At 65.8% G+C, this 15,648-nt stretch carries 1 protein-coding gene (cut by a window edge); it reads right to left on the reverse strand.

The genetic code is table 11. The annotated features are described in order from the left end of the window. A protein-coding gene (locus ACLMAL_RS00570) for a sigma-70 family RNA polymerase sigma factor (protein ID WP_411997295.1) crosses the window boundary here: on the reverse strand, nt 1-15,648 show its 3' end. It continues 89,259 nt past the right edge of the window; only the last 15,648 of its 104,907 coding nucleotides appear in the window; its start codon lies off the right edge, out of view; it ends in the stop codon at nt 1-3.

A 15,648-nucleotide genomic window follows, 5' to 3' on the forward strand; every position in this document is an offset into this window, starting at 1 on the left:
TCAATTCGGTTGCGAACCCCTCTTGTGGTTGCCGGGTTTGTCGTTGATTTTGCCCTTTTCGCGAGGTGTTTGTTGGTTGGGTTGGGTGGAGTGGAGGTTGGTGAGGTTGTCGTCGTCGTCGACGGTGAGTTCGGCGACGTAAGCCTTTTTGATGTCGCGGGCGTAGGACTGTCGCCATTCCTTGCGGGTGCGGACGCGGGGGATGCGATCGGGGTCGTCGGGGTCGGTGTCGTCGGGGTCGGTGTCGTCGTGGTCGGCGATTTTGGTGTCGAAGATGACGATGTTGCCGCCGCCGACATTGGTGACGGTGTAGGAGTGCATGTTCTTGCCGTAGTCGACGAGGATTACGACGGTGTCGACCTCGTTGTCGGGATCCTCGACCTTGTCGAGGAGGTAAGCAAGAGGGTCATCGGTGTCAGGGTCGAGGTGGGTTTCGATGAGTTGGGTGGCGATGGCGTCCCTGAGGTGCGTCCAATGTTTTTGTCGTCGTTTGGGTTTGGTTCCTTCGTTGAGACCGAGCGCCCATACTGCTTCGGCTGTTTGGTTGATGGAGTCCAGCAGTTTCCGGGCCTTGTCGTGTCCGAAGCGTCGCTGAAGGACGGACCAGGCCGTGATGGCGCCGAAGCCGATGGCGAGAGATGCGGCGGCAGGCTGTTGTCCCCATAGCGCGAGTGCGCCGCCGCCGGCCAAGCTGCCCAGTGCGGCCGTGCCCCTGCTCGTCATGGAGCGGATGGCTTGCACTTGTCCCCGTACTGCAGTCGGGGTCTTCTTGCTCGCGTAGGTGTTGACCTGTATCCCAGCCGCGCCGAGGATTGCCCAGCCACCGCCGAATGCCGCCGAGGCTATCCATGGGTCGGTGGTGGTTGCCTCCACGATGCCGGTCCCGGCCAAGCCGACCAACGTGGTGGTGAGGAGCGTTTTGATCCGAAGGTTGTTCAACCACTTGGTGGGTATGACGTTCCCTAGAACGGCCCCGGCAGGGACGAGCGTTGACACTAATCCCATCTGCCCAACTGACATGCCGGAGTTGACGAGCATCGACGCGAACTGGATCGACTGCATTCCCAGGTAGAGATTGTTCAGAGCTTGGTTGTTGTTGATACTTCGCAGCAGGGAGTGGTCGTAGATAGTACGCGCGCCCCCGACGATAGAATCGCGCATTTCTTCCCGAATAGTTTTGTTCTTTCGACCTGCGGTCGGGAGAACCGGTATTCCCGACATTGACGCCAGGTTCACGATGTTTGTGCCGAGATTGATGAGGGGAGGATACAAAGCGCCAGCGGCCAGCAAAATAGGGCTGAATGTTGCTCCGATAACTCGGGGGGCGTTCTGTTTGAGGTTATTGTAGCGGGTAAGTCCTGTTTTCGGGCCGCCGACCATTTCGATGGCAACCTTGCTGGAACTGTTTCCGTAGAGGGCGGAGACGCCTGCTTCCACGAATGTGGTTGCGATGAGTATGGGGACGGCATATGAAGTTCCAACCGCAAGGGTAACAGTCGCCGTGACTGCTGTTACCGTTCCCACGATTGCGCTCCCCTTCATTAACTTCTTGGGTGAGAAGTAGTCTGTCAGATATCCCGTGATCGGTGCGCCGATAATGAATGGCACGGTGGTGAGCGACCCAACGGCACCCGCCACCCCAGGCCCGGCCTCTGCGATCATCCACAGGGGCAGCGCCGATTGTAAAATTGCGAAGCCGATCTCGTTGAGGAACTCGGATCCGAGGCGTATCCCGACATTGCGGTCGGCGCGAATCACGTGCAGCAGTGATTCGTTCCTTTTGTCGCCTCCTGTCGGATCGACACTGGAATTATTCGACGCGGTGGTTGGCTCCGGAGCATCCGGGGATGCCGCCGATGCGGGCGGATCCTCGGCCCCCTCCGTGTTGGGCACACCCGCGATCGGCCGCTTTGGACCGCGGCCCGACGGCTTCCCGCCATCGAGTGGGAACTCCGCCCGGCCGTCCTCACCGAAGACAATGCCGTGCACCGTACCGACGTTCTGCTCATCCGCGCGACGCAACCAACCGGCCACCTCCTCACCACGCAACAGACCCCCCGCGGCATTGTCGAACACCACAACCTCACCCACCCGCAGGTCCGGATACCGATCCCGATGCTTCGCCGCGTACTCCTCGGTGACCTTGAATACCGCGAACGCGTGAGCACCGGAGGCACCGAACTCCATCGCACCGGCAATCACACCACCATCAGCCCGCACCTGCGCGAGCACGGCCGCCAATCCGTAGGCGCCGACACCGAAGGTGTCCTCGTGCCAGTCCGCGCCCAACCCCTTTGCGAAGGCACGAGCGGTGATACCCCGCGCACCGACATACCTGGTCGGCCGAATCGCCGTACCCGCCGCACCCAGAAACTCCTTGACCTGCCGCTGCACCAACGGGCCACAGATATTCCGGCCATCTGCCGGGAGGCCGAAGACACCGGATGCGGGCACATCGCCGTCGGCGGCGGAAGCCGTCGGAGTGCCGGGCTTCTCGACGATGCCCTCACCAGTGGCGGCAACGGGCGTCTTCCCTGGCGCCGGATACAAGGCGCTTGCCACCCGGTCTGCCCCAGCTCGTATCATCCGCGGCAGCCACGCGGTGGCACCGACGACAGGCTCTGTAATGTTCCGCAGCAGGTGCTCGGCTGCCTCGGGCAGCAGGCCTACAACACCCTCGTTGAGGTCGTTCACGCTGCCCAACAGCAGCTCTGGGATTTCCCGGTTGATCACCCAGCGCTCGACGAAGGCGCGGCCGGCCTCGGTCGGTATGTACCGATGAATCTGCTCCAACAGGGTGTCGGCGCTCGGGTCGTCGGTCCCCCGTGCATCCAAGTAGCGCCGGTACAGCGCGACCGCATCGGGATGCGGGGGTTCGGGAATGTCGGGGGTGATGGCGCCATGGTCGGCCAGCCAGTCCGCGCACACCTGCTCCGTCTCCGGCACCACGCCGTCCGGATAGCGGTGGGCCAGCCAGTGCAGCGCGTGCGCGGGATGGGTCGCCGACAGCGAGGCATCCACCGCTGCCATGCGGCTGCCTTCCGCGAAGCCCTCGGGGTCGAACCAGAAGTACTGCTCATCGACGAAGACCTCGGTGGTCGGTCCAACCATCCCCACACCGCGGTCGCCATGAAAGGCGTAACCGACCACCTGGTCGCGCCAGAGTTGATAGCTGAGTTGGGCCGGAATGAGGTCGCGCGCCTGCAAGGTGGCGTGCACGAACTCCATCAGCGGCTCACCCATCCGCGACAGCCGCCAACCGCTGTAGGAGTCCTTGACATGGCCCCATTCGTGGTCGAACATCCCGGCCAACTCGCCGTCCGGCATCGGTGCCAGGTCGTGTCCGGCCACTCTCTCGGCGACATTCGTCACGTACTCGTCGTGTTTGGTGATCACGCCCATGTTCACCATCACCACGGCGTAGTGGTTGGCGCCATCGGGGTCGGCGGAGCCGTACGACGGGGTCTCCGCGTCCGCGGTGAACGGCCAACCGTGGTCGAGCCGCACCCGCCCGGAGGCGTCGGGGTGCATGAACCGGATCTCCCGCAGATGCAGCCGACCCTGCTCAGCAATCCGCGCCCGGGCCTGGCGGTCGAGGGTCGCGAGGGCCTCCGGCGTGACAGCGTCGGACTCCCACCCGACGTACCGCACATGGTGGTCGACTTCCATCGCACGCACCTGCCGCGCCTTGGCCTCGTAAGGCGTTGCGGGCGGCGGGTTTTCGGCGGGCAGCGCTCCGGTTGGCGGCTCGTCGTACCTGGCAAACACCTCCCCCCACGGCTCCACCCCGGACCGGGTCGCCGACAACAGCAGCTCGCGCACCTCAGGCCCCACGGCCCGGGCACTGTGCAAAGTGGCCGGCCACTCGTTGGGCAAGTCCCAGAACATCATCGGGCGGTGGTGGGCACATTCGACCGACACGTGCAGCGAACGAGCGCCGTCGGACGCCCTCGACATGCGCAGGACGAGCCGCACCTGCAGAGTCGCGGCGGCCTGTTCCCGGTCGTAGGTGCCCTGGATCCGCGGGCCGCTCTCCATGGCCTCGCGATAGCCGTCGAGAAAGGCCATGACCTCATTCCCGGCGCGCCGCACCAGATCCGGGGCTGCGGCCAGGTGCGCCGGGTCACGCCAGCCCGACTGGCGCAGCATGTCGTGCAGCGCTGCCGCGGCCCCGTCCACGCCGTGGCGGTGGTCCAGATCAAAGGTCAGAATCGTGTCGGGATCGGTCAGCGCCGTGTGCAGGGGCAGGTCGTTGATCGCGTTGAGCTGCAACTGCGTCAACTCCACCAACCGCGGATTCCCCACCGGCTCGGCAGGGGTGCCGGCGATATGGACAGCACCGAGCTGGTCTTGCTTCGACTCCGGGGAGTGCGCCGGCGGTAGCGGCAATACACCACCGTCGGGCGGCAGGCCGCCGATCGGCACCGCCGGGGCGGAGTGGCCGCGAACCTCGGCGCGGTCGCGGTTTTCGTCGAAGGGGATCTCGGGTCGACCGTCGGTGTCGATGACGATGCCGTGCACCTGGGTGATCGTCCAGCCGGCGCGTTCGGCGAGCCAGGTGCGGTATCCCCGCTTACTGCGCCAGGATACGATCCGACCGTTGATCTTCTCGGTGATCACCACCGTGCCGTCGGCGGTGCGTTCGATCGAAAAGGCATGCGCCCCTGCATCACCGAACACCATTGCGCCTGCGATGAACCCGGCTTCGCCCTCCTGAACCATCCGCAGCGCCTCGGCCAGGCCGTCGACACCGATACCGATACCGCCCTCATGCCACTCCGCGTCCAGCGACCGGGGTAGCTCGTGTTCCTGGACACCCTCGGTCCTGGCCTCCCGGCCGTCCACGAGCTCGGGCCCTGTCGGCAGACTGCCGGTCAGTCGTTTGATGAACTTCCGGCCGTTGTTCGCCACCTCCGGGGCACAGTTCATCAGGCCGCGCAGCTTCTCCGGAATCCCCTTGGCCACCGGTCGCTGATACGCCGTGGTGGACTCCCCGGTGGAGCGTCGAATCACACGTTGCGGCGTGCGGTCTGCCGGATCGGTGTCCAACAACGCAACCGACCGGTCGATCCCGCGCTGCCGCAGTGTGGCAATCGCCCTGGCCTCGCCGCCCAACTCGCCGGCGATCTCGGTGTCCGACCAACCCAGTAGGAACAGCGTCACCGCGGTCGCCGTGTCGGGGGGCAGCAGAGCGAGGCAGTTCAGGAAATCCTCGGGATCATTGGTCAAGGCCTCGATCACCCTCGGGTCCTCGCCACGCGGCATCCACACCCAGAGCCCGGCAATACTGTCGGCGAACTTCGCCGCCGCATTGGCCTGCAGCTCCCGCACCCGGTCTTTGGTGAGCTTCAGCTCAGCGGCGGTCTCAGCAACGGTGAGCCCCTGGAAGATTCGCCGTTCGACGACCTGGTCGCGCTTGCGGCCGTTCAGCACCCCCATCGCATCGCGCAGCCGTGCCTCGTCGACCCGGCCCAAGGACTCGAGCATGCGCCACGCTTCGGCTGCAGTGACCCACCCGGCCTTTGGCTCGACGCCGAACAGTTCGACCACGCGGTCCACAGCACGATCGCGCAATGTGGTGACCGGCAGCACCTCCCGGATGGCACGGTGTCGTTTCCGCGGGATCGGGGATGCCTCCCGATAGCTCAGTTCGGCCGCGACCTCTATGTCCGACCGCCCCTGCAGATACCGGTCGATCACGGTCCGCTCGACGGCGGGGAGCCGTTCGAGACGGGCGCGCAGACCGTTGGCGTCGCGGCGCAACGCCAACACCAAGCGGATGTCGTCATCATTGGTGGGTACGCGGAACCCGCCCATCCCGGCGGCCAGTCGCGCCAGCGCGCGGGCTTCGTGGACCTCGGCCCGGCGTTGTGTGATACCCAATTCGGAGGCTATCTCGGCGGCCGAGCGGCCCCATCGAACCCGCCGGCGGATAACCTTGCGCGCCTCGCCGTCCGGCACCATCTCCATGGCGCGCCCCACCGCAACCGAATCGACCTCCTGCAACGCCACGACCAGGCTCCGCGCCCCGTCCGGAGTGAGCCACACGACCCCGGACAGCCCGGCGGACTCGCGGACGACCCGGTCTCGCAGCGTTGCGATCACGGCCGCAGCGGGGTCGACGGCAAAGGCGGCAGGATCGTTATCCTGTGCCGCCGCAATCAGTTCGGCGGCATCCGGATCGACAACGCCACCATCCCTGGGATCATCTACCACGCTGTCTGAGACATGGCCGTCGGCGATATTCTCTGTCGGGTCGACGCTCAGCAGCTCAACCGCCCGACGGATCCCGGCGGCCCGCTGAGACCTGACATCGGTGATGTCGCGGCCGGTGGCCGCCGCGACCTGGTGCGGCATGCGTGCCTGCAGGAAGAACTCCAGAGCGGCAGTTTCCTCGTCGGTCAACGATCCCAGCGAATTCCAGAACACTTCGGAGTCGGCGAGGTACTCGGCAACGACAATCGCTCCCGCGTGGAACAACTCGGGGTCCATCCGCCGGTCCGCCCACAGCACGGCCAACTCGTGATATTTCATCGCGGTCACTGCCTCGGCCAACGCGGACAGTGCGCGTTGTTCCACGATGGGATCCGCGGCCTCGGACGCATCCCCGTCCCGGAACCGGCGTAGCAACAGTTTCTGCTGGCGGAGTTTCAGCTGGCGGAACGCGTTGTTCAATTCCCGCTCGCTCGCCTCCGCGAGCTCGGTAGCTTCCAGGCTGCCCGCGCGGCCCGGGACAGCATCGAACGCGGCCATGACCTCGCGCCGGAACCGTTGCGCCCCTGTTTCGTTCGGCCTTGCCGGTTCGCCTGGACCGATTTGCGGGCCGGCGAGCGACCCGGCGTCGCCGCGCGGGCCGGCCTCGGTCGCATGCGCGCTCGAGTCGAGTTGTTCGTCCCGGGCGAAGAACACCGCCGGATTACGTGGCCGCCCACGCTGCCTCGGCCCCCGCGGCCCACCGAGCTCGGCAAGCACATCGTCGACACCGCCCACGTTGTCCTGTCGTCCGCGCAGCGGACCGAACTGGTTGTTCTCGTGTCCCCCATCATTATTCGGCCGCACGAACCCGACGACACCCACATCGGCAGTCTGGCCACCGCCGCCGTCAGGAGTGTGCTGCCGGGGCCCCGGATACACGAAATCTGCCGCGAATCCCGCGCCACTGCGTATCAACCTTCCCAGCCAACCGGTAACAGGCTGTGCGATGCCCCGCAGCTTTTTCCCGGATTTTCCGGGAAGAAGAGCTGCGATGGCCTCGAGGATGTCCTCTCCCGTGCCCAACACGAAATCCGGGACTTCCCGGAGGACGACACTGGTCAGGTATTTGTCGATGACCTCCATCATGTATTCCTCGGCCGCTCGACTGCCCATCATCGACCAGATTCGGGCACAGTAATACCGCGCCCGCAGATAGTCGGGCGACTGGGCTTCGAGCCCTCGGCAGCCCGGGAAGTGCAGCGCCGACCACAGGTCGTTCTTCTGGAAATCGACCCAGAACGCGTACTCCTCGTCCGTGAGCACTCCCCGCATCAATTCCAGGTCGTTGTCCAGCATCGGCCGACCCGCGAAATACTGCATGCGGCCGGACGCAATCGACAGCAGCTGTAGCAGTTCATCTAACGATGTGGTGCGCAGGAGATTCTCTGCCCTGGTGATCCGGTCTTTGAGGTCTCGGGTGCTGGCTCGCTGCGGCTCGCTCTCCGGCATGGTCCGGAACTTCCAGACACTGATCGTCCTACCGTCGCTCGCAATCTTCTGCTGTTTGATCAACAGCGATTGCCAGCTGACCTTGCCCGTGTGCACCAGCTGATCGACCGACAGGCCGGTCGCGACAATCAACATCAGCGTCATATAGAGGGGAGCGCGTTTGATGATGCGGCCCAGCTCGACGAAATCTTTGTCCGTGAGCTCCACGTAGCGGAGTTTGTCGACGTCCCCCGATAACAGCGCTTCGAGCCATTCCTCCCGATTGCTGATCCAGTCGGGACCGAATGGCTCACCGTCCTTCGGTCTCGGCACTTTTTTCAGGTACCAGTAGGCTTTCGGGTCGAGTGCGACCACCTCATCGATGTAGGCGTCCACCAGCGCCCAGTATTCGGGCCCGCCCAGCGCGGGGCCTTCTTCGAATTCGGCTACCTCCGTGGCGGGAACTCCTGCGAGGGCATGCGCGGCGTGGTACTCCAAGGACCGGATCGTCTTTACGCCGCACTTCATCACCTCTGCCGTCTGCTCCACCGACAGCCCCCGGACATGCCGGAGCATGAGGCATTGGTACCGGGCAGGGCTGGCCTTTTCGAGAGCATCCAGGCGGTGCCGCAAATCTCGTCGAGTGACCTGGGCCAGCTCGCGGCCGTGCTGCCCGGTGCGCACTTCTTCCGGCAGGGTCGACCAAACACCCTGTCGCAGTTGGACGGATTCGAGGTGGTCGCGGAGCACATTTCCGGAGACAGTGGCGAGCGTCCGACCCGCATCCGCGCCAGCAGCGGCGAGCAGCGGACCCGCCACGACGAACGTCTCATCGGTGACGTCGCGTGCCAGCCATCGCTGTTGTTCCTCATCGAGCTCGAGAACACCGCGCTCGACCCTGCCGGCCACAGTGGACAGCGCCCGCTCGAACACCTGCGGCTCGAACTGGTTTCGCAGTTCAGCGGAGACAGCCGACTCGGGCATGTCGTCGTTGGCTGCCTTGGTCACATTCGAGGCGCGGGTGCTGTTGTGGATTGCCCAGGTTCCGGCGGCGTCCGGATCGGCGGCGTACCACCCGTCCGGACCAGGCCGTCCCCCGGGCCGTGCGATCGGACCCGGCATTCCCTCGAACCGGCCACCGATCTCCCGCACCACGTCGGCCACGTCCGCATCCGCCCGCAACGCTCCCGGCCACGTCGGCCCAAGGAACGCCCACGTCCCCAGACCATGCCGCGAATCGTGAGACGGCTCGACCCGGTCAAGTCGAGACAACCCGGACGGACTCTGGTCGCCCGCGCGGAAGACCTCCGGCTCGTCTGGTATCACCGACGGCGACGCGTCAGGTGTCGCGGTGCCGCGTCGGTCCGGCGGTTGCGCGCGCGTGCTGCCATCACGCGGCTTCCCCAAGGTTTCGGCAAGGCGGTGGACACTCGGCGCCGGTGCGGACTCGTAACCCCACAGGTGGTGGAGGCGGGACATGTTCGCGCACACGTCGCGAAGAGCCTTGGCCTGCTGTTCGGGATCCATCTGCCCCCGGGACAACTCGATAATGGTGTCGATGGTGTCCTTTATCCGAAGGAAGTCGTCGTATACCTGGATGTTTCGCCCCGCGGCCGGCAGCGCGGCAGAGTTTTCTCCGGGACGGTAACCCAGGGTCGCCCGGTCGTAGTCGGGGTCTCCGTACCGGGCGTAGTCGATTTCGGTATAACCGCTGACCCTTCCGTTCTCGACCAGGATGTGCTCGCGAGTGAGACGGCCGTGGATCAGTTGGAGTTCCGATTCGGCCATTGTCTCGGTGGCCGCGATCACCGGCGCGTAGGGCTTCGTGGGGAAACCGAGCGCTTCGAATGCCTCGGCCACGGCCGGATCATGGCGATTCACCTGATAGTTGGGCATCGCCTCGTCGACGAGGCGGCACGCGAATTCCCGGGTGTCTCCTGCGAGGAGCAAGGCACCGGTCAACTGCGTCAGCGACGCCCGCGGCACCTGCTTCAACTCGCGCAGTAGGTCTTCCGCTTCGGCGGCAACCATGTCGAACATCTGCCGGAACTCGTGATCAGGCAACGGCGTGCCTGGGAGAAGTCGCTGGATGGTGACGGTCACTGTGCTCGCCCCGTGGCGGGACAGAACATCGAACTGCTCGATCACGTGCAGCAGTCGCGGCACCCGGCCGACGAAGGGCGCGATCATCGGCAACAGCCGATGCGCCGGGAACTCCTGTCCACCCGCGGGGTAGGCGTCCGGTGGTCCCTCGATCTGCAGGAACAGATCACCGATTCGTCTGCTGTTGTGGTAAGTGTCGTCCCACTGGCTGAGCCCCAGTTTCGCGATCGACGCCAGGATTCGACCTCCGATCTCGGACATCTCGGGACGTTTATCCGGGATCGGGCCGAGGTGTAGGTATTCGTCCGCGGGCCGGAAATGGTTGAGCCCGATCCTGGTTCGCATGTTTGACGGCAAGGGCGCGGCCCGCGGGGGCGGCTCGTCCGGCGTCTCCTCCACATAGCCGTAGACGAACACCCGCGCGGCGGATTCAGGGAAGGCCCGAGTCACGCTGTACCACATGCTGTCGACGAGAACGAGGCGCGCAGTCGCGGAATCCGAATCGGCGCGCCGCACCGCTGTACCCGCAGGCACTCGTACGAAAGCGGTGTGGGAGCGGCTCAACTCGTATTCGGCGTGGAACAGAACGGCGGTCAGGTTCTCCGGTTCGATGTAGACGCGGTCGCGCATCCGTTCGGGATGGTCGACATCTTCGTCGGCCATGTCGGGGGTGACCGCGATCAGAACATCATGCGGCAGCGGACGGACCTCGTGGACGTCGAAGTGTTGCCGAATGTATTCGACCGCCTCGGCTTCGGTTGCGAAAATTACAGTGCCGCCGCCGATTTCGAATTCCGCATGCCGGATTTTCTGCCAGACGGGGTATTGGTCGAAATCCTCCTCGTCCGGGAACCGGCGGTAGCGGAACGCGCCGGGTGTGTCATCGGCCTCGGTCAGCATGTCCTCGGACGAGAGTGGCAGCTCACCCGACCTGGTCCCCACTCGCCGTAGGAGCTCCGCCGGGGGCGCGGCCCAGAGCCTGCGGGCATACCGCAGGTCGGAAATGAGCCCATCCGCGGCCGCCGAGTTCGAATCCGACGCGACCAGTGCCCGGATCAACCGGCTGATGCGGAGATAGCCTCCGTAGACCATTTCGTTCCCAATGCTGAGTTCCGTGCCCAGCGAGAGATTCAATGTCGCCCAGGCAAAGTCGGGATCCGCCCACATCGCCGAACGCCACCCCGTGAAACCGGACACTCGGCCGTTCGCGAACAGCATGTTGTCGAAGGTGAGCGCGCCGGGAATCAGCTGAAACCGACTCGGCCGCAAGGTGCCTGCCAACGCCAGGATCGGCGCGAACGGCTGGTCGGGAATGTTGTACTGGGCGAGCGTCTCCGCGAGCTGTTCCCGGTGCCGCGCCAACAACCGCATATCGTCGGCGACGAGAGAGTGCAGCAACTGCGCGGGGTCGTCTGCCACCAGGTGGCCGTCGGGAAGCTCCGACCTGGGCACCCGCCGCAGCTGCTCCAGCAATGTCTGCACCGGAGCGACGATTTCATCCACGACCAGCATCCGGTCGAGACTGGACAGCGGATGCCCCGGCAGGCGCTCTTCGATGATCAGGTGCCCGGGGCCCTCTTCCGGCCTCGCGAGCAGGCGATACAGCGGGCGGGGGACCCGCTCTACGCCGTGGCGATGCATGACCGCCAACACCTCGTGTTCCCGGTCTTCCCAAGGGCCCCTGGCCACGACCGCGGGAGAAACTTCGTGGTCGGAAAGATTGCCGACCACACAGAAACCGTCGCCGGCGGCGATACTCCAACGACGTGCGCCTTCATACCGGCTGGTCGCCGCGGTCGCGGCGACGTCGAGCGCCACCAGCGCCTCGTCGTGGTCCATCGGCAGGCCCGGGGACTCGTGCTCTCCCAGCGTCTGATAGGCGCGCGCAGGCCGCTGCGGGGCCCGCTTCAACGGGGAGTCGGCGGCCGGAGACGAGGACAGGGTCTTGTCCGAGCTCGTATTCCCGAAATACCGCATGTGCATCACGAACGTGAGCGACCGGGTCCAGCCCTCGCGGTGGTCGTAGTCGAATCGGGTGTCCTCGAGCTCCCCCATCCAGTCGCGCGCACTGTCGGGGAGTTCCATGTCCAGGGCGTCCGGGCCGGTGTGCAGGACAGTCACCCGGATGACCCGATTCCACCACGGTTCGTTGGTGCTGGTCAGCATGAGCACCACCTTGCCGTCGGATTTCCGCAGCGCGCGACCGACCGCCGCCGCGGCGGCCACCGCTGCGGCAGAGCGTTTGTACCCTGGCCAGAGCTTCATGACCATGCGGACGAATCCTTTGGCCGCCTCCTCGACGTATCGGACCGTGCTCTCGTCGAAGACCTGGCCGTCGTCGCGCAGGGGCAGGGTGCTCACCGTTGGTCTGGACGCCAGGTCGATGACCAGCTGATGTCCGTGTCCCGTCGCCTTTCTGACCAATTCGGCGCATCCCCGGGTGGACTTGCCCAACATCTCCCGCACGGCGGTGAAACTGGCCATGTACGCGGTGTCCCGACTGGGATCGATCTCCCGCCCGAGGGCAGCCGGGGCAGTATCGTGCGCCAGCCGCTGCGCATGCAATATGTCGAGCGCGATCCGCACATTCGGGGTCATGTCGGCGCTGGACAGGTAGCCGGCCACACCCCGCTGATGCAGGATCGCCTTGTCCAACGCTCGCGGGCCCAGCAACGCCAGGTCCCAGTCCACCATGCCAAAGGGGTCGAGCAGTGTGTTCTCCGGAATAGGGTCCCCGTGCAGCAGGGTGAATTCCTCTGGTTCCGCTGCCTCCGTCAACTTCTCGACGAAATCGAACAGGTCCTCCGGGATCTCCAACCGGTCGAAGAGGTTCGCCACCTCGCCGTTTTCCAGTAGTGAGCGAAACAGCGGCCGCTGTTTGCCGATGACCCACCGGTAGAGCCCCCGGGTGTTTCGGTTTTCCGGCATCGGCTCCAACAGCATTCCCCGCAGCACAGGTTCCGGAATCTGATCCAGCTGCCGCCACAGCTTCTGGAATCCTGCCATGACCTGTTCGCGCTTCCGGTGGTACTCCCCGGGAGTCGCTTGCTGTCCGGACAGCATGTCCGTGAGCACGATCGGCGTGGACTTGGTCGCCACCCACCGGTTCCCCAGACACAGATCCGTCACCACGTCGTACAGCACGGGCACGTTCTCCACCCCGTACTCCGCCATCACCCGCAGCACATCGTGCTCCCGGAACACCCGCGGATCCACCCCGCTGGAGGGCTTGCCCATTCGGACGAACAGACCGCGCTTCGGCAGCGCGTAGTTGTGGTTGTTGAATCCCTGCAGCAGATTGCCTTCGCGGAACCCCTCGGAGATCATCGCCTCAGACGCATCCCTCGGCATGGTCGGACGTGAGTCGCCCACCGCACCCAGTGGGCGGAACAAGTCGGCGAGGCGCTCCCCCTTGCGCTTGTCGGCCGACCGCCGCCCCCGCGCGCCGAACATCTTGTCGTCCGGCAGTGGCAGGGCCGTCCCTTCGCCGGCATCGGTCGACACTCGGCCGTCGACGACCACCACGGCCCACACCCGACTCGGCTCGGTATGTTCGCTGTTCCACACCTCGAACGGCGTCTCCTTGTCGCCGTCCAAGACCAGGACCTGGCCACCCCTGTTCGCCAGAACCACAGCGTGGCCGATACGGGCGCCGCCGTACTCCTCGAACATCACCGCAGTAGCTTTCGGACCACCCTCCGACACCGCCTGAGCGACAGCGGCACGGTTCTCGAAACCCGCCGGACGATAGCCGCGCAATCCGTCGACGATCTGCCGCCCCGACACCCCCTCCGGCCCTACCGGGACCAGCTTCGACAAATCCACCAGATCAGCACGACCCTGCAACTGCGCCAACCTACCGAACGCCACCGGCACACAATCATTGCGATGACCGAGGTCACCATGTGGCACCCTCGCGGCCGACTCGGCCACCAGCCCGTCCTGCCGGACGCTGCTGCCGGAGGAGAGGATGTTCGGGCTCGAACCGGGATCGGGGGCAGGGCCCCTATCTCCCGAATCATCGTCCCCCTCATCGAAATACAACGCCAAGTTGCCGCGGTCGGTTTCGGCGGTGACATCGAGTTGCCGGGAGCCTCGCGGTCCGGACAACTCCATAGTGAGCACACCGTCGGCAGCGGTGAGCGGCGCGGTGGGGCGCGGGCCGACGCCGGACACCCGCTCGAGGACGGTGGCGAATGCTCGGGTGACCTGACCGGGATCGGCCCAGCCGGTCATCATCTCGGGCAGCAGAACCTGCGCCAGCAAGACGTGATCCCGCCGGTCCCGGTGCAGGTGCGCCCGCACCGTCACCGTGCCGTCGGTCATCTCGACGTCCAGGAGTCGGATGCCGTCGGCGTCGCGGACCTGGACGCGGCGTCCTGCACCTAGGCGTTCCACGGGCCAGAGCTGAGTACCCTTGTGCTCCAAGGCTTTTCCGAGTACCGCAGTGACGACAGCGCGGTCGTCGGCGCCGAGGTTCGGCACCTCGGCGAGCGCTTCCCGGATCTGGGTCGCGGGGGCGACCGGCTCCGCCACCACGGGGTGGGCCCGCGCGTCGAGCCGTCGGGCCTGCGCGTCCCGTTCCTCCAGTATGTCTACGGCTCGAACGACCGGGTCGACTGCCAGGAATCGCTCGCACATTCCGGCTATCCGGTCGGCGAACAGGAACCTCCTCGGATCATCCGGGGGCAACGGCGAGTGCTGCTGCCGCTGCGCCTGTCCCAACAGGTTGTACGCCTGGTCCGCGGTCACCTGCACCAGTTCGATGTCCAGGAACTGCGCCAATGCGTTCTGCGCAGCGTCCCGCTCCCGGGTCAGGTTGCTCATCAACGGCGAGCCCGGCCGCGCCTGAGCCGGATCGAGCGATTGTTCGAAGGCGAGCAGATCACAGGTGGCCCGCTGGCGATCAGCTTCCTCGTAGGCGTCGATCGCGGCGTCGAGTTGGCCGACCCGGTCGTCCCACCGGCGGTACGCGTCGATCTGGGTGACCAGGGCGCGGGTGCGCGGATCGGTGGCCCGGCGCAGCAATTCCAGTTCACCGGAAACCGGCCCCAGTTCGGACAGTTCCTCGTCTGTCAACACGGCCAGTTCGGCACGAGCCTTCGCTCGGCGCTCCAAAGCTTCGGCTCGTTCCTGGACCAGGACGGTAAGCCGCCCCTCGACATCGAGCCCGGCCAACGGTTCGGCTTTCAGCCCGGCCACTTGGGCGCCTGCGGAGGCTTGATCGGCGTGCGCGGCGGAAACGCGCTCGTGACCTTGTGCGTCGTCCCAGGTCCACCCGTAGAACTCGGCGTAGGTTGTCGCGGACAGTCGAGGCCCGACGCGCTCCAGCAGCGGTCCCACCGCAGCGACACCGGCTTGCCAGGCGAGAGTGATTTCGGTCGCCGACGGCAGGCGGCCATGCCCGACACCGTCGAGAACGTGCCGATACGCCTCCGTGTAGACGAGTTCCAGTGCATCAGGCGGCGCGGTATCAAGGCCTGCTTCCCGCAGTTGCCGCAACGCCTCGGCACGTCCGGCCTGCGCCTCTGCCTCCTCCGCGAGCCGCCGCGCTACATAGTGCCGACGATCCGAGGCCAGCAAATCTCGAATGGTGTTGCCGCCGACGCGATCCCGCTCCTGCCGGACGTGGAAGGCGCCCGCGACCATGGCGGCGGCGATTTCGGCGTCGGAGCCGCCGACATCGAGCACCAGGACGTTCCGAGCCGGGTACAGCCGGTCGTCCGCATTCGCTTCCAGAAGCAGGTGAATGCCGTTGTCGCTCAGGACCTGATCGGCCCACCGGCCGATCTCGGTCTTGCGCAACATCTGCCGGACCCGGCGCATCCGCCGGGCCGAAGCCTGTTCGGCCAGGTCCAGCCA

It is taken from the genome of Nocardia sp. CWNU-33 (assembly GCF_046764895.1).
Classification (GTDB): domain Bacteria; phylum Actinomycetota; class Actinomycetes; order Mycobacteriales; family Mycobacteriaceae; genus Nocardia.